18 protein-coding genes are annotated in these 23,333 nt (G+C 39.8%); 13 read left to right on the forward strand and 5 right to left on the reverse strand.

Translation table 11 applies throughout. From position 1 onward, the window contains the following. Nucleotides 1-76: 76 nt before the first annotated feature. From ACXAG7_RS02445 to ACXAG7_RS02470, 6 genes are all read left to right on the forward strand, one after another. Nucleotides 77-1,708 (forward strand): OstA-like protein, encoded by a 1,632-nt coding sequence (locus ACXAG7_RS02445; RefSeq protein WP_476665839.1) that lies wholly within the window; start codon nucleotides 77-79, stop codon nucleotides 1,706-1,708. After that, nucleotides 1,709-2,890 (forward strand): aspartate aminotransferase family protein, encoded by a 1,182-nt coding sequence (locus ACXAG7_RS02450; RefSeq protein WP_476665840.1) that lies wholly within the window; start codon nucleotides 1,709-1,711, stop codon nucleotides 2,888-2,890. Between the two features lie 37 nt (nucleotides 2,891-2,927). Beyond that, entirely contained in the window at nucleotides 2,928-4,700 is a 1,773-nt protein-coding gene (locus ACXAG7_RS02455; RefSeq protein WP_476665841.1) for an AMP-dependent synthetase/ligase, read from the forward strand. A 72-nt stretch (nucleotides 4,701-4,772) separates the two neighbouring features. Beyond that, the gene (locus ACXAG7_RS02460) at nucleotides 4,773-6,545 is read left to right on the forward strand and encodes an AMP-dependent synthetase/ligase (protein WP_476665842.1); all 1,773 of its coding nucleotides are present in this window, start codon (nucleotides 4,773-4,775) and stop codon (nucleotides 6,543-6,545) included. Nucleotides 6,546-6,617: 72 nt separating this feature from the next. Continuing rightward, a complete protein-coding gene (locus ACXAG7_RS02465; RefSeq protein WP_476665843.1) occupies nucleotides 6,618-8,237 on the forward strand; it encodes an RluA family pseudouridine synthase in 1,620 nt (539 codons plus the stop codon). A gap of 400 nt (nucleotides 8,238-8,637) precedes the next feature. After that, on the forward strand, nucleotides 8,638-9,366 hold the full coding sequence (locus ACXAG7_RS02470; RefSeq protein WP_408043944.1) for an SDR family NAD(P)-dependent oxidoreductase: 729 nt from the start codon (nucleotides 8,638-8,640) through the stop codon (nucleotides 9,364-9,366). A 26-nt stretch (nucleotides 9,367-9,392) separates the two neighbouring features. Here ACXAG7_RS02470 and ACXAG7_RS02475 read toward each other — a convergent pair whose 3' ends face one another. Continuing rightward, the gene (locus ACXAG7_RS02475; protein WP_476665844.1) at nucleotides 9,393-10,136 is read right to left on the reverse strand and encodes a LytR/AlgR family response regulator transcription factor; all 744 of its coding nucleotides are present in this window, start codon (nucleotides 10,134-10,136) and stop codon (nucleotides 9,393-9,395) included. 250 nt (nucleotides 10,137-10,386) lie between these two features. Between ACXAG7_RS02475 and ACXAG7_RS02480 the strand changes: the two genes are divergently transcribed. Continuing rightward, nucleotides 10,387-12,000 carry a class I SAM-dependent methyltransferase gene (locus ACXAG7_RS02480; protein ID WP_476665845.1) on the forward strand — a complete coding sequence of 538 codons (1,614 nt, stop codon included), beginning with the start codon at nucleotides 10,387-10,389 and terminating at the stop codon, nucleotides 11,998-12,000. A 52-nt stretch (nucleotides 12,001-12,052) separates the two neighbouring features. Here ACXAG7_RS02480 and ACXAG7_RS02485 read toward each other — a convergent pair whose 3' ends face one another. Both ACXAG7_RS02485 and ACXAG7_RS02490 read right to left on the reverse strand, forming a co-directional pair. Then, nucleotides 12,053-14,536, reverse strand: coding sequence for a PIG-L family deacetylase (locus tag ACXAG7_RS02485; RefSeq protein ID WP_476665846.1), 2,484 nt, complete (start codon nucleotides 14,534-14,536; stop codon nucleotides 12,053-12,055). Nucleotides 14,537-14,617: 81 nt separating this feature from the next. Continuing rightward, nucleotides 14,618-16,045 carry an ATP-dependent DNA helicase gene (locus ACXAG7_RS02490; protein ID WP_408043948.1) on the reverse strand — a complete coding sequence of 476 codons (1,428 nt, stop codon included), beginning with the start codon at nucleotides 16,043-16,045 and terminating at the stop codon, nucleotides 14,618-14,620. A 103-nt stretch (nucleotides 16,046-16,148) separates the two neighbouring features. Here ACXAG7_RS02490 and ACXAG7_RS02495 point away from each other — a divergent pair, with 103 nt between their 5' ends. From ACXAG7_RS02495 to ACXAG7_RS02510, 4 genes are all read left to right on the forward strand, one after another. Beyond that, the gene (locus ACXAG7_RS02495) at nucleotides 16,149-16,883 is read left to right on the forward strand and encodes a hypothetical protein (RefSeq protein ID WP_408043949.1); all 735 of its coding nucleotides are present in this window, start codon (nucleotides 16,149-16,151) and stop codon (nucleotides 16,881-16,883) included. Then, on the forward strand, nucleotides 16,867-17,691 hold the full coding sequence (locus tag ACXAG7_RS02500; protein ID WP_476665847.1) for a DUF3822 family protein: 825 nt from the start codon (nucleotides 16,867-16,869) through the stop codon (nucleotides 17,689-17,691). Before ACXAG7_RS02495 ends, ACXAG7_RS02500 begins: the two co-directional genes overlap by 17 nt. After that, nucleotides 17,692-18,243, forward strand: a complete 552-nt coding sequence (locus ACXAG7_RS02505) for an RsmD family RNA methyltransferase (RefSeq protein WP_408043951.1) — start codon at nucleotides 17,692-17,694, stop codon at nucleotides 18,241-18,243. 109 nt (nucleotides 18,244-18,352) lie between these two features. Continuing rightward, nucleotides 18,353-18,631, forward strand: coding sequence for an STAS domain-containing protein (locus ACXAG7_RS02510; protein WP_408043952.1), 279 nt, complete (start codon nucleotides 18,353-18,355; stop codon nucleotides 18,629-18,631). Here the strand turns inward: ACXAG7_RS02510 and acs are convergent. Beyond that, complete coding sequence (gene acs, locus ACXAG7_RS02515) at nucleotides 18,628-20,550, reverse strand: acetate--CoA ligase (protein WP_476665848.1); 1,923 nt, start codon at nucleotides 20,548-20,550, stop codon at nucleotides 18,628-18,630. The two genes, ACXAG7_RS02510 and acs, sit on opposite strands and share 4 nt — an antisense overlap. A gap of 180 nt (nucleotides 20,551-20,730) precedes the next feature. On the opposite strand from acs, the gene ACXAG7_RS02520 reads away from it, so the two are divergent. Continuing rightward, on the forward strand, nucleotides 20,731-21,507 hold the full coding sequence (locus ACXAG7_RS02520; protein WP_476665849.1) for a sulfite exporter TauE/SafE family protein: 777 nt from the start codon (nucleotides 20,731-20,733) through the stop codon (nucleotides 21,505-21,507). A gap of 52 nt (nucleotides 21,508-21,559) precedes the next feature. On the opposite strand, the gene ACXAG7_RS02525 is transcribed toward ACXAG7_RS02520, so the two are convergent. Next, a complete protein-coding gene (locus tag ACXAG7_RS02525) occupies nucleotides 21,560-22,030 on the reverse strand; it encodes a Dps family protein (protein WP_476665850.1) in 471 nt (156 codons plus the stop codon). 116 nt (nucleotides 22,031-22,146) lie between these two features. Here ACXAG7_RS02525 and ACXAG7_RS02530 point away from each other — a divergent pair, with 116 nt between their 5' ends. Continuing rightward, complete coding sequence (locus ACXAG7_RS02530; protein ID WP_408043956.1) at nucleotides 22,147-23,088, forward strand: LysR family transcriptional regulator; 942 nt, start codon at nucleotides 22,147-22,149, stop codon at nucleotides 23,086-23,088. Nucleotides 23,089-23,333 lie beyond the last annotated feature (245 nt).

Below are 23,333 nucleotides of genomic sequence, written 5' to 3' on the forward strand. Positions count from 1 at the left end.
CGAATATATTTTATCGTCTTCTTAAGAACTTTGGCATGGACTTTTCCTTATTTTTGCTGTCTAAATTAAATGCCTAGTGAAGAACCTATTTTATATTTGTTTGCTTTTGCTGACACAATACAGCATTGCCCAGTCTAAAAAAATAGATGTTTTATCGAGTCAATACAGTGAAGTAGATGAGAAAAAACACCCAGGAGCTACGATACTTCTAGGGAAGGTAAAAATAGCTCATGAAGGCGCTACCTTAGAATGTAAGCAGGCATTGCTATACAAAAAAGAAAACCTATTTAAAGCCGCAGGAGAAGTTGTTATTGAGCAAGGAGATAGTATTATCCAATACAGCGAATACGCCATTTACAACGGTAATACAAAAAAAGCCGTGTCGTGGGGAAATGTCGAGATCAACGACAAAGAGATGACCATGAAAACGGATACCCTACACTTCGACCGCAAGGCACAAGTATTGTTCTATCAGACAGGAGGAACTATTAAGGATAAAAAGAACACTCTTAAAAGCAAACGCGGCACCTATTATCTGGAAGAGAAAAAATTTAGTGCAAAATCCAAGGTCACCGTTGTCAACCCCGATAACTTTTTAGAGTCAGACCACCTTGACTATTACACGAATACCAGTTTGGCATACCTTTACGGTCCGAGTACGATTACCAATCTTAAAGACAGTACCAAAGTGTACTCTGAGCGTGGATTTTATGACACCAATACCGAAATTTCTTACTTTGTCAAGCGTGCCAAATTGTTTTTAAAAGACCGTACCGTTGAAGCGGATAGTCTCTACTACGACAAACGCGCTGGTTTTGCCTCGGCTACGAACAGAATTAAGATAATAGACACCATACAAAATACAGTGACAAAAGGAAATTACGCGGAGCTCTTTGAAGAAAAAGACTCGCTCTTTATCACCGAGCGAGCGGTAGCAATTTCCGAGCACGACAAAGATTCTATGTATGTACACGGAGATAAGATTTTGATTACTGGAAAACCAGAGGAACGCATTGTCCGTATCTTCAACGATGTGAAAATTTTCAAGTCAGACCTGCGCGGAAAGTGCGATTCTATTCACACCAGTCAAGTTACAGGGCTAACTCGCATGTTCAAACGACCAGTCCTCTGGTCAGGGAAAAGCCAGATAACAGGAGATAGTATCCATTTAAAATCGGAAAAAGAAACCAATAAATTAGATTCCTTATTTGTGTTACAAAATGCGTTCATCATACAAAAAGATTCGTTGAGCGATGACGATTTTAATCAGATCAAAGGACGTGACATTTTTGGAAAGTTTGAAGAAAACGAACTGCGCATTATGCTGGTCAAGGGAAATTCAGAATCGCTGTATTACAATCGCAACGAAGACACCCAAAAATTGGAGACCATTACCCGAGAGATTGCTAGTGATATTGAATTCACCCTGGAAAACAGTGAAATTATTCAGACAAAGTACCTAAAAAAGCCAAATGGAGAAACCTTCCCTCCTTCCGAATTTCCGCCTTCGAAACGCAAATTCCCTGGTTTTGTATGGCGAGGGGACGAACAGCCTTTGACGGTAGAAGACATCTTTAAAGACGATAAAAAAACAGCTGAGAAACCTAGAAAGGAAAAGGCAGCAATAGAAAAAGCGAAAACGCAATTTAGCAAAGAGCAAGAGAAAAGAGAAGGACAACCCGTTTACGAATTAAAAGAGGAGCAATAAATGAATACCAAGAGTGATTTCTTACAATTTCAAGGACAGACAACACCACATCCCTTAGCTATCGAAATAGCGAGTGCAAAGGGAAGTTACATCTACGATAGCAGTGGAAAACAATACCTCGATTTTGTAGCAGGTGTATCGGCCAACAGTTTAGGACATGCTCCTCAAGTAATTACCGACGCTGTGACTGCTCAAATGCAGCAATACACGCACGTCATGGTTTACGGTGAGTTCATTCAGCAACCTCAACTGGGGCTCTGTAAAGCATTGGCTGCTACCTTACCTAAAACGCTGTCATCAGTGTATTTGGTAAATTCAGGTACAGAGGCGACCGAAGGTGCCTTAAAGTTAGCAAAAAGATTCACGGGAAGGTCAGAAATTATAGCGGCTAAAAATGCTTATCACGGCAATACACAAGGAGCAATGAGCGTTTGTGGTGCAGAAGCACAAAACAGCGCCTTTAGACCCTTGATACCAGGTATCCGATTCATTCCCTTCAACGAAGAAGAAGCACTCTCTAAAATCACCAAAAACACCGCAGCAGTCATCTTAGAAACGATACAAGGAGGTGCTGGTTTTATAACTCCAAAAAACGACTATCTACAAAAAGTCAAACAGCGCTGTCATGCAATGGGAGCTTTGTTAATTTTAGATGAAATACAAACAGGAGTTGGAAGAACTGGGCGTTTCTGGGGCTTTGAACACTACGCTGTTGAGCCTGACATCATCATCACCGGAAAAGGACTAGGTGGCGGAATGCCCATTGGGGCTTTTATCAGTAGTCATGAAGTCATGCGCTGCTTGCAAGACAACCCTAAATTAGGACACATCACTACTTTTGGTGGGCACCCAGTCATTGCGGCGGCTGGCCTAGCGACCGTTAACACCATTACTGATAGCGACTTAATGGAGCAAGCACTCAAAAAGGAAGCTCTGATACGATCGTATTTTGAAGGACACCCTCAGGTTAAAGAAATTCGAGGAAAAGGCCTCATGCTCGCACTAATTTTAGAGAGTCCGGAACGGGCTACAGATGTTATTTTGCGTTGTTTAGACCGCGGGTTAATTTTGTTTTGGCTTTTGTTTGAAGGTAGAGCAGTACGCATCACTCCTCCCCTCACCCTATCAGAAGATGAATTAAAAAGTGGTTGTGAACTGTTACTGGAAGTATTAAATAGCTAATTATTTTTTTAGTAGATTTATAGCAAATAGCTTTTATATGCATAGATCTCCTTCAGTAACAAGACTTTTTGACGTACCGTATTATCAACTTGAAAATCACGCACAAGAGCGCTGTTTTGTTCATAAAGTAAACGGCGAATGGCAATCGATCAGCACCCATTCATACCTTGAGTTTATTCAACAAATTAGTGCCAGCTTACTCGCATTAGGCGTTCAACCTGGTGATAAAATAGCGCTCATCATCCAAAACAACGGCCCACAATGGCATATGATGGATATGGCAATCACTCAAATTGGCGCTGTGAATGTTCCGCTGTACCCGACGTTTTCTGAAAAGGATTTTGCCTACATACTAGCACACTCCGACAGCAGCTATTGCTTTGTGAGTGACGACGAACTCCTCTCGAAAGTTACGAAGGTAAAAACGCAAACACAACTCAAGGAAATCTATTCCTTCGAAAATTTGGATACTCCACAAGGATGGCAACATTTTTTAGCTTTAGGATCCGCCACAGCCGTAACCGAAACCATCGATTTGCGGAAATCAGAGGTTGACCCAAATGATTTGGCTACCATTATCTATACCTCTGGAACCACAGGTACCCCTAAGGGAGTCATGCTAAGTCATGAAAACATACTCAGCAACGTTTTTTCGGTCGGTAACACCCTAGCCCTCTACGACTCTGACAAACGCGCTATTAGCTACCTACCTATCAGTCATATCTTCGAAAGAGCTTCTTCGTATTACTGCCAATACATGGGCTTTGAAATTCATTTTGCTGAGAGTATCGAGAAAATTGGCGATAATTTACGTGAGGTACAGCCTCATTTTATGGCTGTTGTGCCACGACTTCTGGAAAAAGTATTTGATAAAATAGTCGACAAGGGAAGTTCTTTAACCGGGCTAAAAAAACGCTTATTCTATTGGGCTCTGGACTTGGGAGAACGCTACCAACCCTATAATGCCAATGGTGCTTGGTACGAATTCCAACTGTCAATTGCGCGCAAGCTGGTTTTTTCCAAATGGCGGGCAGCACTCGGAAACAATTTGCAATTTATGATTGCCGGTAGTGCCCCCACTCAAGCTCGACTCATACGAATCTTTACTGCCGCAGGAATACCTATCTTGGAAGGCTACGGTCTTACCGAAACTTCCCCTGCTCTTTCCGTCACTCAAATCGCTGAACGCGGGTTCAAGATCGGCACCGTTGGTAGGGTACTCGCAGACGTTACGATAAAAATAGCAGAAGACGGAGAAATTTTAGCCAAAGGTCCGAACATTATGCTCGGGTATTACAAGCGTCCAGAATTGACCGCTGAAACCATTAAAGACGGATATCTACACACGGGAGATATTGGCGAAATTGACTCGGATGGCTTTTTAAAAATTACGGATCGTAAAAAACAAATATTCAAAACTTCCGGTGGTAAATACATTGCACCAGCAATATTGGAGAGCGAACTTAAAAAATCGAGATTTATAGAACAAGCTATGGTAATTGGCGAAGGTCAGAAAATGCCTGCTGCCCTCATTCAAATTTCCTTTGAATTTGTGTGGGAATGGGCCAAACGTCACGGGCATACTATTGACGATGTAAGTACTGATGAAAAGCTCCGTGCGAGAATACAACAAGAAATAGCACAGTGCAATGCGTCCTTCGGTAAATGGGAACAGATAAAAGCCTTTGAAATCACTAGTGAGGCATGGACTGTCGCTAATGACTTATTAACCCCTACATTAAAAATAAAGCGAAAAAACATCTTAGAAAAATACAATGATTTGTACCAAAAAATATATAATCATCAATAAATCAACAAGTAAACTTATATTTGTTCAATCGAGCTATTTTTTATAATTTGCAGAGCCCAAAAATTTGAATTTATGCCGCGTGAAATAAAACGTCTATTTGATTTTCCTTACTACCAATTAGAAACTTACAATCTCGATAAAGCTTTAACCACAAAATACAACGGTGAATGGAAATCCTTATCCACTAAGGAATACATTGACCAAGCGAATGCGTTTAGCCGAGGATTGTTGCGTTTAGGAGTACAACCCAATGATAAAATTGCGGTGATTTCAACCAATAACAGAACCGAATGGAACGTATGTGACATCGGTATCTTACAAACAGGAGCACAAAACGTTCCTATTTACCCTACGATCTCAAAAGAAGATTACGAGTACGTTTTAAACCACTCTGAAGCAATTTACTGCTTCGTGTCTGATGAGACGATATTGGAGAAACTCAACCAAATTAAAGACCAAACAAAATTAAAAGGCGTATATACCTTTGATGAGATTGCTGGAGAGCAGCACTGGTCTGAGATTTTAACCCTTGGGGAAGACGATAGCAATCAAGCGGATGTAGAAGCGCGTATGGCTGCTGTAGATTCAGATTCTCTGGCTACGCTTATTTATACCTCAGGAACTACTGGTCGTCCTAAAGGAGTAATGCTCTCACACGGAAACATCGTTTCAAATGTTTTGAGTAGTGAACAACGAGTTCCTTTAGTATACGGTCAAGAAAAAGGACTGAGTTTCCTTCCTGTTTGCCACATTTTTGAACGTATGATTTTGTATTTATATCAATATTGTGGTGTTTCTATCTACTTTGCAGAGTCTATTGAAAAACTGAGTGAAAACGCACAGGAAATCAAACCTAATGTCATGACGGCCGTTCCGCGTTTGTACGAGAAAATCTACGACAAAATTTACGCAAAAGGAGCTGAATTATCAGGGATTAAAAAGAAATTATTTTTCTGGGCTATTGAACTCGGATTAAAATACAAACCTTACGGTGCCAACGGATGGTGGTACGAAAAGCAGTTGAGCATTGCTAGAAAATTGATTTTCTCAAAGTGGCAAGCTGCCCTTGGAGGTGAATTAAAACTAATGGTTTCTGGTTCTGCGGCATTGCAAGCTCGTTTAACACGTGTATTTGCTGCTGCTGGCATGCCTGTGATGGAAGGATATGGTTTGACAGAAACCTCTCCTGTAATTTCAGTAAACGACCTTCGCAATGGAGGATTCAGAATTGGAACCGTTGGAAAAATGATTGATGGAGTTGACGTAAAGATCGCGGATAATGGTGAAATTTTAGTCAAAGGTGCCAATGTAATGATGGGGTACTACAAAGACCCTGAAAAAACTGCAGAAGTACTGAAAGACGGATACTTCCACACGGGAGATAAAGGTGAAGTTTGTGAAGAAGGCTTCCTAAAAATTACCGGACGTACCAAAGAAATGTTTAAAACTTCAGGAGGTAAATACGTGATCCCACCATTGTTAGAAGGTAAATTAAAACAGTCTCGATTTATTGAACAGGTAATGGTAGTCGGTGAAGGTGAAAAAATGCCTGCCGCCCTCATTCAGCCGAACTTCGAGTTCGTTCGTGAATGGGCTAATAGACACCGCATTGAATTGGGTACGAACGCAGAGGTAATTGCTCATCCGAAAGTAATTGAGCGCATCCAAGAAGAGGTTGATGGTTGCAACAAACGATTCGGAAAATGGGAACAAATCAAACGCTTTGAACTCACACCTGAAGAGTGGTCTATCGACGGTGGTCACCTTACACCAACCATGAAAATGAAACGAAAAATTATCAAAGAAATCTACACTGATTTATACGAAAAAATCTACCGTAGCTAATTTTTCAATAATATAAAGTATCAGAAACGCCGAGGAATTTTATCCTTGGCGTTTCTTTTTTATTTTTGCCCAATGAACAAACTGCACCGATTTTCAGGAGAACTTTCCCGTATTACACTCCCTACATCACTCCCCTATCCGCATAATTACCATCCTCATCCCATTGCCAAGCAAGCCGCCGAGGAATTGCAAACCTATTTGACACATACCACTGATTTTTTACATGATTTTGGATTGCTTCCCGGGCAATCAGGTGTCGGAAAAATGTTCGGGGTACTCGTCGTGTTGGATACAGTAGGAGAATTGGGCTACCTCACTGCATTTTCTGGCAAACTCGACAACAGCTATCATCAGCAACATTTTGTACCACCTGTATACGACAGCTTTGACCCAAAGGGTCCGTACAAACAATTGGAACGACAAATAGAGCAGCTCAGTGATCAACTTGAAGCCTGTCGTAAAGCGCCGGAATACCTTGAAGCAAAATCAGTCTATACAGCACTTAAAAACAAGTATGAGCCCCAATACCAGGCAGAAGTACAGAAAATCAAAGAAAGGCGCTTAAATCGTAAAAAAACGGGCACCATTAACAACCAGCAAAATATCAATGAAGAGTTCTATTTAAAAGAATACGCTACTTATATTGAACAGCAAACTGCCAACTCCAGAAAAACGACCGAACTGTGGGAGCAAAAAATAACGCAACTAGAACGCTTGCGAGGTGAAACCTCGGCAAAGGCACAAAACGCATTATTCGCTTCTTACGCATTCTATAATCAGGCCAAGGAAGTCAAGACCCTCATTGACCTCTTTGACCATCAGCACCAAAGTATTCCTGCAGGTGCAGGTGAGTGCTGTGCGCCTAAACTTTTTCAGTACGCACATATACACGGGTTACACCCTATTGCTATGGCTGAATTTTGGTGGGGCGCTCCTCTGAGCAGTACCGTCCGTATTCACCAAAACTACTATCCAGCGTGTACTGGAAAATGCAAACCCATTTTAGCACATATGCTTCAAGGACTACCCGTAGCCTCGAACCCGTTAGTCGCTTTTCAAAAAGTTGTGGACACCGTTGAAATCCTTTTTGAAGATGACTACCTACTCGCGGTAAACAAACCGCACGATGTGCTAAGTGTTACTGGTAAAGAAATTACTGAAAACACCATCGAAACTTGGGCGAAAAAACGCTATCCAAATGCCACAGGCCCATTGTTGGTGCACCGCCTCGACATGGCAACATCTGGAGTTTTGCTCATTGCAAAGTCCAAAGCGGTACACAAAGCATTGCAAGAACAGTTTATAAAAAAAACCGTACAAAAGAGATACCTGGCCGTGCTTTCCAAAAAGATAGAAGAAAACAGCGGACAAATCAACCTTCCACTCAGAGTCGATTTAGACGACAGACCCAAACAACTTGTTTGTCCAGAACACGGAAAACACGCACTTACTCGTTGGGAAAAAATATCGGAGACAGCGAACACCACTCGGGTGTACTTCTACCCTGTAACGGGAAGAACACATCAGCTACGTGTACATGCCGCTCATCAACTGGGGCTTGGCGCTCCGATTGTTGGAGATGATCTATACGGTATTCGAGACCAAAGACTTCACCTTCATGCCGAACGCCTTACGTTGATTCATCCAGTAGAAAAACACACATTCATAATTGAAGCTAAAGCTCCTTTTTAAAGGAAAAAATCTCCTTTCATTTCTGAAAGGAGATATCCCTTAAATATTAGCAGAATGTATCGTGTTTGAAACTCTTACACAAACACACTGCAATGTACTTAAAATAAGCCCATTTTACACTCAGTGCTATCCCTAGAAAGTAACTAAGGGTTTTCCCTATATATACTACCTATAAACCATGACCCACAAAAAAAGCCCTCCGCAGAGAGCCTAAACTAAAAACCAATTTAAAAATCTAATAATGAAAAACATCACTGTAAAAATACGACCGTTTTCAAGGTGTTTTTCTCAATTTTAGTTCAGACAAAGGGTAGCTTTCGACCAAGTGCTTCTAGCCTACGACGAGTTGAATTTTTTGTGTTAACCTAGTCCTGAGTCATTTTTTGGCTATCTTTACCTCATGAAGGCAGTAATTATCACAGGAGGTAGTAAAGGTATTGGACGTGCATTGGCACAAGAATTCATAAAGAGTGGTTATCGAGTATATATCTTATCAAGAACAGTTCCGGCAATTGATGGCGCTAGGCACATTCAGATAGATCTATCGGTACTCGATGAGGTAAGCACCCGATTCACTGAGCTATTGGATGAGCTTTCAGCAGCCAGTCTGACTTCCTTGCTATTAATTAACAACGCAGGAAGACTCGGCACCATTAAACCTTTAGACCAATTGGCGCCAGAGGACATTCAAAAAACGATGACACTAAACACGACTATTCCTCTCGTACTTTCGAGCCTATTCATCAAAAAAACTGAAGCACTTGCCATCCGAAAAGACATCATCAATATTTCATCAGGAGCAGCTACCAAACCCTATGAAGGCTGGTCTGTGTACTGTACTTCAAAAGCAGCATTGGATATGCTGACCAAAGCTACAGCTGCTGAACAGGAAGCGCTGACTCATGGAGTAACGTGTATTGCTCTCTATCCGGGAGTTGTGGATACCGAAATGCAAACACAAATACGAAGTACTTCGGAAAAAGATTTTAAAAATGTACAGCGATTTATAGATTTAAAGCAGCAGCAACAACTGTACACTCCGTCGTATGTAGCCACTACAATCGTGAAGCTCTACAAAGAAAACACCCTCGCTAACGGAACTGTTTTAGACATCAGGAACTTAGCCTAATCAACGTACCGTTGCTTATAAAAGGCTTAACGGAATATCGTATTATTTTTAATAAAGGCATTTTTATAGCGTTCGCTAAAAGGAATTTTGCTACCGTCGTCAAGAATTATCAAGTTGTCTTCAAAATAGATTTCTTTGATTTTTTTGATATTCACCAAATAATTTCGATGTACTTGCTTAAAGTCAGGATTGGATAACATTTCCTTTAGTTTGGTCAGTGACAATTTTATGAGGTAGTGCTCCTCATCGCAACGAATACTACAGTATTTTTCCTTAACTTCTATATAATTAATACCACTAACATCCACTTTTACAACACTGCGCTTCTTTTTAATAAACAAAAAAGTAGGGCTTAATACGGCTGCTTTATCTTCAAAGCTCATACTATTTTCTTGTTGGTAACAAGATTCAATAGCGAGTTCTAAGGAATACAGCAACTCCAATTCGTTATAGGGCTTTAACAAATACACCATAGGGTGTGTCAATTTAGCTTCGTCAAACACGGCCTTACTCTGCATACTTGTCAAGAACAAAAACGGTACATTGATCCCCTTCTTATTGATTCGTTTAGCCAATTCAATACCGTCAGGTTTCCCTTGTATCATGATATCGAGAATAATTACATCAAAGGTACTTTTCTTAATTTCCTCTTCTGCTTGTTCAGTATCAGACACGCGAACGACCTCGTAATTATTCACCTCCAAAAAGGCTATTAGGTCATTTGCTTCTTTATCAAGGTCTTCTAGTAATAGTAGTCGTAGTTTGTTCATTCCCTAAAAATACTTCTATTTTCTCAAGAAAACCAAATATTTTTGCCCTTTGCATCAATATGATTCCCGTTCATTACAAAAAACAAGTTATCTACACCATTTCTTTTTCCAGGTATTAATTTAACAAAGAATTCTCTCCGAATTCAATACGCAGCTGTTGCCCCTTCGGAACAACTTGATCTAAAATTTAGCACACAGCACATAGTTTCTTAAACTTCAAATAGTTATATTTAATACAAAAATATCCTATATGTTATCCAAAACTGAAAAGAAAACCCTCCGCAGTGCTTTGTTCAGACATTTAGACGGTATCGTAACTTGTCCGTCTGCCTACGTACTCTATCAAAAAGGAGTTACGGAATACCTCTTAGAACACCGCGAATGTACCCTCTCCAGTATTAGTCAAGAGTTTCACGCCAATGAAGGCTACCTCAATGTAGCTTTGAGGACCTTGAGCTCTCAAGGTTGGCTTCACATGAAAATAGACCCTGTAAAAAATGAGGTTACTTACAGCGTCAATGAAAAAAGTACCATCGCTTTCAAGGCTTTTCAATTATACCAAAAGGCATTCGAGCTTTTGGTTTTTACGGAACAATACAACACCCGAAAGTTTGAAAAAGCGCCCTTTTTAAAACTTGAAGAAGTTTACGGACACTATCAAAGAGACTTTGCAAACATCGACGAACTGACAGACCTGACCAAAGCCATTCACCAACAAATAAAAACCCATATCGAAGGGATCATGCTAGGCCCAACCGCGGTAATTTTAGGCATGAATAACATGTTCCACAAATACTTTATGCAAACCAAGTTTCGGGCCGAAGAATTTCACAGCGATCCCGATCATTTCGGCCGCTTATTAGACATACTCAGTGCCTTTGGTTGGTTTGAAAAAAAAGGCAAATCATACGAATTTACCGATACGGGGCTGTTTTTTGCCAGACGTGCCAGTGCATACGGAGTTACGGTATCGTACATTCCTACTTTGCGAAAACTGGATCAGTTGATTTTCGGAAATCCCACGCTACTTCAATCAGAAGGAGCTGCTATTGAAAATCACGTAGATCGTGCAATGAATGTATGGGGAAGCGGCGGTGCTCATGCCGCTTACTTTAAGGTTATCGATACCATCGTTATCGATATGTTTAACAAGCCTATTCAAGAGCAGCCCAAGGGAATCCTCGATGTAGGCTGTGGTAATGGAGCGTTTCTTAAACACCTCTTTTCCATTATAGAAAATCAAACCCTTCGCGGCCAGATGCTCGAAGAGCATCCTTTATTTCTCATTGGTGTTGACTACAATGAAGAAGCGCTGAAAATTACGCGTAAAAACCTTGTACAAGCCGATATTTGGGCCAAAGTTATTTGGGGAGATATCGGAAACCCCAAAGCTTTATCTGAAAGTTTGGAAGAAAAATACGGAATTGCACTAACCGATTTGCTCAACGTACGCACTTTTCTAGATCACAACAGAGTATGGGAGCCACCAGTAGCGGCATCGGCCCCGGGCACTACGAATAGCACAGGAGCTTATGCTTCCAAAGGAGTCCGACTCAATAACAACGACGTTTATACTTCATTAAAAGAACACTTTGGCAAATGGGCTCCTTATATCAATCAATTTGGTTTACTATTGATAGAATTACACACCTCGCCACCTGAACTCGTCGCTAAAAACTTAGGCCACACAGCTGCCACAGCGTACGATGCTACCCATGGTTATTCTGATCAGTACATCATAGAAATAGACGAGTATATGCGAGCTATGAAAGAAATCGGCTTGCTTCCGCAAGAAAATAGTTTCCGAAAATTCCCAAATTCTGAACTCGCAACCGTTTCCATTAACCTCTTTAAACCACAATAAAAAAAAGACCGTTGCACGCGCAACGGTCTTTTTTTTGAAAAGGAACTTTCTTTTATTTTAAGGAAAGTAAATTGGCAAATAGTTTATAGGCTCCCGGAACCCCAGCAGGCAGTTCTCTAAAAAAGCTCAAACCTGTATAAATATAATTTCCCTTTCCGTATTTTGCAATGAGTAAACTTCCCTTTTTAGGAGTTTCTCCTTTATCATTCATGGCTAATATTGGTTGAAATTCTCGGCTCCAAGAATTCGGAAAATACAATCCGCGCTCCTGCACCCAACCGTCAAAATCTTTGTCCGCTATTTTGTTTGGAAACTGCAACACAGGATGTTCTTTTGCCAATAAAGTTACTCTGGCCTGCTCATCCGTAACGCGATCTCTCGATAGTTGCATACGATAAGGTGGCATTACATCTACTCTTCTGTTGGTGTTGTATTGAACCACTAAATTTCCTCCATTCTTTACGTATTCTAATAAAAACTTTTGCTTGAATTTCAGTTCTTTTTTTGTATTGTAGGCACGAATCCCTACCACTACCGCATCGAACTTTGCCAACATCTCGGTATTTAAGCTAGGTAAGTCCAATAGATCTACCGTATAACCGATTTGACGTAAACTTTCCGGAACGGCATCTCCTGACCCTTGAATATACCCAATACGCTTTCCTTCTTTATGGATATCCAATCGAACAACTTTGGCTTTAGAGTCGAGTAATACGGTCTGCTTTGGTATGTGCTCATAGGCAATGCTCACCAATTCTTTATCGTAGGTTTTTCCTTCGCTCTTTGCAATGGCTCGTATCCATCCTTCTGACTGATTTTTTGTAGGTGTTACCTGGAAAGTGACTTTTTGCACTTCTCCTTTGTTTGGAATCGCAAACTTCACCTTCTCAGGACTTGCTTTCCATCCTTTTGGCAAGTCCAACTCAAGCTCACCCGATACCTTATTTGCTCCGGCTCGTACATCAACGCTCACGCTTTGCTCAGAGGCATCTGAAAACAAAATTACTTTATTCTCGATATGGGTAGTAACGGCCGGTACGATTTCAAAAGGTTCGTACAATTCTCCTTTATCTCTTCTCGAATACCTGTAAACTAGATCTTTTGTATAGGTCAAGAGTTGCTTTCCTATTTCTAAGGTAAAACTCACTTGTACAGGACGGTCATTTTCCGGTTTCCCAATATCCTCCTGACGTGGAACTTCATACATTCCTAAACTCCAAGGAGCATTTAACCAATACGGGTTTGAATACGGAATTGCCCCTAGTTTGATCGTCTCTTTAAAATTGATACGTCGATTATTCTCCAAAACGATGTCTTTGTTCAGGGTAGTTCCTGTCGGCGCTATGGTCACCGTTTTTAATCGCATCGGAGTTGTACTTCTATTCACCAACTCCGCATTCATGGTAATGGTGCTGTTCGGTGTTGTAGACGAGGTTCCGGCTGTCGCCTCGAGGTATAATCCTGCACAAGCAGCGATCAACTCTTTTAGCTCTTTCGATTTTACGCGTTTCCAATGGCCATCAGGCAAATCTTGTAATACTCCATACGCCTTTACCAATGCTGAAACGTGTTTTTCAGGATGCACAAAATCGAAGTTGTCAGCTATCGGATACAGAATTTCTCCAACAGCACTTCCTCCCTTTATGCGATTCCAAGTGGTATCGATTCCGTCAAAAAGATTATTCTTATCCTCGGGAAAACTTCCTTTGAGGTGCTCAATATACTCTTCCTCACTTCCACGACGTGTTAGTCGTCCAAATCCCTGGCATAGGTGTTGACTACTTGCAATAGCGGCTACCTCATTGTTGGAAAGTCCCTTTAACGGGTAATAGGTTCCAATATCGAAACGCAACATGGCGCTTTTGTCTGCTTTTTCAAAGTTTTTTCGAGACCCGTAAAACCACCATGACGTATTAAAAAATAAGCGTTCGGGCTGCCAAGTACTCGTAAGGTTAAGCTGTTCAGGATACTTGCTCTGATCCGCTGCCAAATCAAAAGCGGCTACACTCAACATTGCTGACGTTGTATGATGTCCATGCGTAGTTCCTGGAGTTCTGTGATCGAAACGATTGATAATCACATCGGGCTTGAAGGTTCTTATGGCCCAAACCACATCTGCTAATACTTTCTTTTTATCCCAAATCTCCAATGTTTCATCTGGGTGCTTAGAATACCCAAAGTCATTTGCTCTGGAAAAGCGTTGTTCTCCTCCATCAACGCCCCTTGCGGCCAACAGTTCTTGGGTTCGTATCACTCCTAACAATTCACGAATTTCGGACCCTATCAAATTCTGTCCTCCATCACCTCTTGTCAATGACAAATATGCCGTCCTCGCTTTGACTTTATTCGCTAAATACGCAATCAATCGCGTATTTTCGTCATCGGGATGTGCTGCAATGTACAGGGCAGACCCTAAAAAATTGAGCTTCTGGAGTTTTTCGTAAATCTGATTTGAATTGAGTTTTGAAGGTTTTTGGGCAAATACAGAGGCCTGTAACAGGCACAGCATCCCCAATAACAAGGCTTTTTTATTCATTACTACTATTTTGGTTGCCCAACAAATGTAGCTTTTTTTAAGAGGTTCACTTGTTAAATTAACAAAATGCTAACATTTCTACTAATCGTTAAAATATTCATCCTTAAAGCCTATGAGGTACAATTTTTCTTGAGCACGTGTTACTGCTGTATACAACCAACGCAGGTATTCTACAGAAGGGCCTTCTGGTAAATAGGGCTGCTCTATAAACACGGTTTTCCATTGCCCCCCTTGTGATTTATGACAGGTCATGGCGTAGGAAAATTTTATTTGCAAAGCGTTAAAGTACTTGTTTTTCTTTATCCCCATAAATTGCTTGTACTTCGATTTTTCATGGGCAAAATCCTCCTTTACAGCCTGGTACAAACGATTTGACTCTTCATATGTTAACGAAGGACTTTCGCTAGTCAGTGTATCCAATAGCAACACAGTTTCGAAAGGTTTCATATCTGGATAGTCAATCATCCTAATTTCCACTTCAGCAAACTTAAAACCATAAAGCTCTTTGATGGCTTTGATACGCATGACTTCACAGATATCTCCATTGGCGATAAAACCAGCAGAAGAGGAATCTTTTAGCCAGAAATAATTGTTCTTGACAACCATAACATAATCTCCGGTTGATATTTCATTTTCCTGACCTCTAATTTTTGTTCGTATTTGTTGGTTGTATTGATTGGCTCGTTTGTTAGAACGTACAATGATTGCCGTGTCTTCTACCCCTATATCACCATCATAGGCACTTGTAATAGCATCTTGGATATCGTAACCGTCTTGCAAACGCACTACATCGGGGAAATTCACATCAAATCGAAAATCTACGGACTCGTCTTGAATCAACAAGCGCAATTCTGTTGCATTGAAAAGAATACCTGAATCTTCTTGTTGACGAACCACTTCATTCAACTCTATTTCTGTAATTTGTTTGTTGTATTCAAACCCTAAAGTGTCGGGATCAAGCGCCGGACTCAACGACAATTTTACCGGAGGTAACTGCGCGGTATCACCGATAAACACCAACTTACAATTCCTTCCTTGATACACATAGGTAATTAAATCGTCTAACAAAGAACCATTTTCAAACAGCTTGGCCTGTTGTTTTTCGTCAGAAATCATCGAGGCTTCATCTACTAAAAATACCGTATCAGTATGTTTATTGGGTTGCATAACAAAGCTCACGCCCCCATTTCCTTGCTTTTTTGGGAAGTAAATTTTCTTGTGTATGGTAAAAGCTTGTTTCCCTGAATAACCGGAAATGACTTTGGCTGCGCGTCCGGTAGGTGCCAACAACACTGATTTTTTCCCTGCTCGCCACAAATTGTTTACTACTGTACTAATCGTGGTTGTTTTTCCCGTTCCTGCGTATCCTTTTAACACGAACATAGCTCGTTCGTCTTCACTAAAAATAAAATTCGTTAACTCACTGAGTAATTCGTTCTGTTTATAGGTAGGTGTATACGGAAACTTTTGTACGACTTGCGTGTAAAATTTGTGCGCGGATTCAATCATAAATTCAAATAAAATTCAAAGATAACTCTAATTATAGTTAAAAATTTTCTTGGTTAAAAAAAAATTGTAGATTTGCGAATATCATATATTAAAAATTAGAAAAATGAATTTAGTACTGACGATTTTAGGAGCTGTTGCCGTTGCTATACTATTAGCTATCGTGATTGTAAAATACATTCCATTAAAATTGAGAGGTTTAGTATCTATTGTATTATTAGCAGCCTCTGGATACTTGGCATATTTAATTTATCAAGGGATCATGGAACCTATTAACTTTAACAAAGACAAGATTGCTCGTTATGTTAAGGTTATCGACAATTTAAAATTAATCCGAGACGCCGAAGTTAAATACAAGCAAGTACACGGAGAATATACAAACAGTAAAGATTCATTAATCGAATTTGTTAAAAACGGACAGTTAGCGATCACAGAAATTAGCAACCGTGAAGAAGAGGTTGATAAAGGTGGTGGAATTAAAATCAAAGTTTCTGTTAAGCAGGTAGATACTACAGGTTATGAGCCGGTATTAAAATACTTCTCAGGAAGAGACTTCGAAAACATGTTCAGCGTACCAGGAACTGACAAGCAGTTTGACTTAGCTACTTCAAAAATCGAAAAATTACCAGGTTTAATGGTATCTGTTTTTGAAGCAAAAGTAAGCAAGAAGCCTATCTTAAAAGGATTGTCTAGTTCATTAATAAAGCAAGAATTAGAAGCTATTGAAACTGATCAGGTAAAAGGAGAGTTCGTATCAGTAGGATCATTATTAGAAGTAACTACTGCAGGAAACTGGCCTCCGTCATATGATAAAGCAGAAAACCTTGAAAAAAAGGACTAAACATACTGGCGCAACGTCGCAACAAAAAAATCTATCCATCCAATTTAGTTTGGATGGATTTTCTTTTTGTATTACGGATAGCGAAAGCAAATCCGTGTTATCATACACTGCATACAATTTCGAAAAAACCTTGAGTTCACCCGAGCAACTCTTGGAAAAGGTGATCGCGATTTTCGCCGACGATCCCGATTTACAAACAGAATTTGACAAGGTATATGCCATTCATCAAAATAACTTAAGCACCGTTGTTCCTGAGGTCCTGTTTGATAGAAATGATTTACTCCCCTATCTTAACTATACCGTAAAAACCTTACAAACGGATTTCATAATCTTTGATGAACTTCCGGTTATCCAAGCAAATACCGTTTACATCCCTTATGTAAATGTCAACAATTTCATTTTTCAAAATTTTGGTGAGTTTGAATTTCAACACCACAGTACGGTACTTATTGACAAACTCATTGCCAGCTCGAAAGACCTTATTCAGGAAACTTGCTTTTTTGTGCATGTCACAGCTAGTAGTATGGATATTGTAGTGATTCGCGAAGAGCAATTGTTGTTATGCAATACTTTTGACTACCAAACCAAAGAAGACTTTATTTACTATATCTTGTTTGTAGCCGAACAGTTACAACTCGACCCGGAATCCGTTCCTGTGACCTTCTTGGGAAATATCACCAAAGAGGATCCCCGCTATCAAATAACCTATGAGTTTGTCAGAACGCTCAATTTTATTCGAAGCACTACTCGATTTTTTGAAAGAGAAGATGATATCAAAAATCATCAAACCTATTTATTACTTAATTAAATGCGCATAATCTCAGGAAAATACAAGAGCAAAAGAATTACTGCTCCCAAAAACTTACCCGTACGCCCAACTACGGATATGGCTAAAGAATCGTTGTTTAATATTTTAAACAACTGGTACTACTTTGAAAATCTAAAAGTTTTGGACCTCTTTGCCGGAACTGGTAATATCAGTTACGAATTCGCCTCTCGAGGCACGAGTGAAATCCACGCCGTAGATGCTCACTACGCTTGTATTAAATTTATCAATCAGACGTCTACTGAATTAGCTATGGACATCCACACCTACAAAAGTGATGTTTATAAATTTCTTGAGCGTACACCGTTAAAGCTCGACCTCGTTTTTGCAGATCCACCTTACGATTTCAGTAAGGAGGAGTTTTTAAAAATTGTCAACCTCGTTTTTGAACGTTCTTTACTTTTAGAAGACGGTATTTTAATCGTTGAGCATTCCAAACATACAGATTTATCAGAACACCCCAATTACAGTCATGAGAAACGCTATGGAGGAAATGTGTTTAGTTTCTTTGAGCTGGAAAAAGATACTGAATAAACCGCAGAAATAAGCCACTCACCTACAGCTATTTGCAGTTTATCGAAATTTTAAGCGAAAGTTAAGAAATGTTAAATAACTTACTGTTAACAACTTAACCAATAATACCATGAGCTTAACAATAACGAATACCGGCAATGAATTACGTTTATTTGGTAATTTAAACCAAGAAACCTGCAAAGACGTAAAAAAGAATGTTACCTCATATCTTAAAAAACACTCCAGTGTTATTATTAATATAGATGAGGTAACATCCATTGATAGAACTTCACTAAATTCTCTGGCCAAACTATTTGAAAAAGCCTCAAAGACTAATAAAAAAATTAGTATTCAAGGCGTAGGCTGTAAAGAGATTTACGATGAACTCATGAACCGGAGTATTGTTTAAGGCACCGAAGGTGTCATTCTTTCTCGGATTATAGCTTCAACAATATCAGGATTCAACAAGGTTGAAATATCACCCAGATTATCCAATTCATTATGAGCAATTTTTCTTAAAATTCGTCTCATAATTTTACCTGAGCGTGTTTTTGGCAAGCCCGGAGTAAATTGAATAATGTCAAGCTTAGCAATCGGTCCAATATGTTCTGTGATAATTTGATTGATTTCTTTTCTGAGGTTATCGTGATTTCGACCTTCTCCGGTCTCTTTTAAAATCACATAGCCATACAAGGCATTTCCTTTAATATCGTGGGGGACTCCAACAATAGCGCTTTCCGCAACAGCCGGATGCTCGTTGATGGCGTCTTCAATAGGAGCTGTTCCTAAATTGTGCCCCGAAACAATAATGACATCATCGACTCTTCCGGTAATTCTGTAATATCCCACCTCGTCACGCAAGGCTCCGTCTCCTGTAAAGTAGGCATTGTCAAAAGCAGAAAAATAGGTATCCTTATAGCGTTGGTGATTTCCCCATATCGTCCTTGCCATCGATGGCCATGGAAACTTAACACACAAACGACCATCCACCTGGTTTCCAACAACCTCATTACCTTGTTCATCCATTAAGGCTAATTGTACACCTGGCAATGGCAAGGTTGCATAGGTGGGTTTTGTGGGCGTCGCAAAAGGTATAGGAGAAATCATCATGCCTCCGGTCTCGGTTTGCCACCAGGTATCGACTATCGGTGCTTTTTTCTTACCTACATTGTCGTTGTACCAGTGCCATGCTTCCTCATTAATGGGTTCTCCTACGGTTCCTAGCACTTTAAGAGATGACAAATCATAGCTATTCACGAACTCTAAATTCTCCTTAGCCAAGGCTCTAATGGCCGTAGGTGCCGTATAAAACTGCGTAATTTTATGCTTCTGAACTACCTCCCAAAAACGTCCATAATCGGGATAGCTCGGTACTCCTTCAAACATAACAGTCGTGGCACCGTTCGCTAACGGACCGTAAACTATATAGCTATGCCCAGTAATCCAACCTATGTCGGCAGTACACCAGTAAATATCTCCATCTTTATAATTGAAAACATTTTTAAAGGTATACGCTGTATACACCATATATCCTGCTGTGGTATGTAGCATTCCTTTCGGGCTCCCGGTAGACCCCGAAGTATAGAGGATAAACAAGGGATCTTCTGCTTCCATAATTTCCGCAGGACAATCGCTCTCAGCTGTCTCTAACAGAGGAGCCAACCATGCATCACGTCCTTCCTCCATCAAAATTTCAGTATCAATTCTCTTCGCAACCAATACCGTAGTTACAGAATCACAAGTCGTAAGCGCTTCATCGACGATTCCTTTTAAATCAATCGTTTTATTCCCTCTAAACGAACCGTCAGCTGTAATGACCATTTTTGCTTCACAATCATTTATCCTTGTCGCCAAGGCCGTTGCTGAAAAACCAGCAAAAACCACAGAATGCACCGCTCCAATTCGAGCACAAGCCAACAGAGCAACAGCGAGTTCTGGAATCATGGGTAAGTATATGCAGACGCGATCTCCTTTTCCAATACCTTTTGATTTGAGCACATTGGCAAACTTGCACACTCGCTCGTGCAATTCACTATAACTGATGTGCAATACCGGTTCATCGGGATTGTTAGGTTCAAAAATTATGGCAGTTTTGTCAGCCTTACTCGGCAAGTGCCTGTCAATACAATTCTCTGTAATATTGAGCTGTGCTCCCTCAAACCACTTGACTTCAGGTTTTGAAAAATCGTAGTCCAAAACCCGATCCCAACGCTTTTTCCAAACAAAGTGTTCCTCTGCGACTTCCTCCCAAAATAACTCAGGATTCCTTACAGATTTTCTATACACTTGATAATATTCTTCTAAATTTTTTATATGATAATTACTCATCGTAAAATAATTTTAGCTATTTGACAATCTAAACTACAATTTTCTACATAATTATCCTTATAAATTCTACTAACTACTCGCAATTTTACACTAACTTCTAAAATTGAGTAATAAACGAAGGTTTCCAAACCCGTATTAAACTGTAATTTGTAACTTTGGAAAAACAACAGAAATAACAACTTGCTACTGACAGAACTACTCACCCATCAATGGCTATTAATGCTCTTATTTTTTATCATCGCAGTGTTCTACTCTTCTGTGGGCTTTGGTGGAGGATCGAGCTACCTAGCCATCCTAGCACTTACCGCTCTTAGCTTTACTGAAATTCGTTCAGTAGCTTTACTCTGCAATATCGCTGTGGTTAGCGGTAACTTATTCAATTATCAACGAGGAAAATGGATCCCTTGGAAACAGGTTATTCCTTTGGTAAGCACTAGCGTTCCTATGGCCTTTTTAGGAGGCTACTTGCCTATTAATCGCAGCTTTTTTTACCTGCTTTTAGGAACTACACTGCTGTTAGCTTCGCTAACTATGTGGTACAGTGGAAGCACCTACAGCAAAGAGAATTACAACGCCCCCGTTAAACAGCGCTTAGTAAAAAACAGCTTGCTCGGTGGCTTTATAGGTTTCTTGTCTGGAATGGTAGGAATTGGCGGAGGGATTTTCTTAGCACCACTTTTACACCTCACTCGTTGGAATCAACCCAAAAAAATAGCTGCCACTGCAAGTCTCTTCATTTTTGTAAACTCTGTCAGTGGAATTTTGGGACAATTTTCAAATCAGCGTTTTACGTTGGCATCGTATCAACATCTCTGGCTTATTTTCGCCGTAGTTGTAGGAGGATGGATTGGAAATAGCTGTAGTACCAAATACTTGAGTTCTATTCAAATTAAAAGAGCTACTGCAGTGCTGATTGCGTTAGTCGGACTCAGAATTATCAGTGAGTACCTACCATAAAAAAAAAGCAATGATAACCATTGCTTTTTTAACTTCCCCCAAAAAGGACAACTTAGCCTAACCAAGCATTCATCATCCATAAAGTTTTTTCTTGTTCTGCGATAAAATCACTCATCATTGAATTTGTCCCCTCATCGTCTGCCTGATCTGCTAACTCAAAAATAACGCGTTCAATTTTCAAGAGTTCCGATAAGGAAGCTACTATTAACTGTACCGCTTCGACATCATCAGAAATACCCTTTCCTACAGGCACTTTTGCTACAGAAATATAGTCTTCAAAGGTGTGTAATGGCGTTCCTTGTAGGGTTAAAATTCGCTCTGCTATTAAATCTACTTTTTCTTGAGCATCGGTATAGAACTCTTCGAATTTTGCATGTAACTCAAAGAAATTTTTTCCTTTAATATTCCAATGCAATCCTCGAGCATTTTGATAGTACACTTGAAAATTAGCCAGTAACCCGTTGAGTTCTGTTACGAGGTTTGCTGTTTTTATTTTATCTAAGCCTAACACAGTAGTTTCCATATGGTCTTATTTTTAAGATTGTTACTTTTTCTACTACAAAATTATTGCAATTAATCGCACTTAAAGTATAAATCTAATTGATTGTTTTAATATCTTTATCAAAAAATATTATTGAAATGACCATTACACAACTAAAATATACTTTAGCTGTTGCCGAATACAAAAACTTTACAGTAGCTGCAGAGCATTGCTTTGTTACCCAACCTACGTTGAGCATGCAAATTCAGAAACTCGAAGAAGAACTCGATGCTAAAATATTTAACCGATCAAAAAAGCCAATAGAGCTCACAGAAGTGGGTAGGCGTATCGTTGAACAAGCGAAGGTTATTGTTGATGAAAGTAATCGAATTATCGACATTGTACACCAGCAAAAAGGATATGTAGGTGGTGAATTTAAGCTCGGAATTATTCCGACCATTATGCCAACACTACTTCCTATGTTCTTAAAAACCTTCAATAAAAATTATCCAAAAGTACAATTGATTATTGAAGAGTTGACGACTGAAGAAATCGTTCGCAAACTGACAGATGGCCATATTGATGCTGCTATCGCCGCTACTCCTTTAGAAAATGAGGCAATCAAAGAACGCGTTTTGTATTACGAACCCTTTATTGGACTCATTCCAGAAGATCACGAATTGTTCGAACAAAAGAAAATTCAAGTAGATAAGCTGGATGTGGATGAGTTATTACTCCTCGAGGATGGACATTGCTTTAAAGACAGTGTATTGAATTTATGCCGAACAAATAAAACCAATAAAACTCAGCATTTCCAATTGGAGAGCGGAAGTTTCGATACTTTGATAAAACTGTCAAAAGACGGCTTGGGGATGACCCTACTCCCCTATTTGAATACCTTGGATTTAAACGAAGACGACAAAAGACACTTACGCGAATTTGAAACGCCTCCTCCTGCGAGAGAGGTGAGTTTAATTTACCACAAATCACAACTCAAAATGCAACTAATTGAAGCGTTGAAATCTACTATTGATGGTGTTGTGAGAGGAGCAATAGCCTTTAGTGATGTACAAATTATAAGTCCTTTACAAAAAGCTTAAAAAAAAAGTGTCGGGTCAAATTTAGACCCAACACTTTTGAGAGAAAAATTACTCAAGGGGAAAGACGTTCTTCTAGGTTGGCAAAGTTACTTTCTAATTACTGGTAGAAAGTGTACGATTTCGCCATTTATAGTCCTCAGATTTGCTTTTTTCGTTGCCTGTTGTTCGTAATGCAATGCTTTCTATAAAAAGCGCTAGTACCTGTAAGATTCCTAGCGCTCTTAAAAATAGTATTCTAACACTGT

It is taken from the genome of Tenacibaculum sp. AWR4_210, from assembly GCF_056160945.1.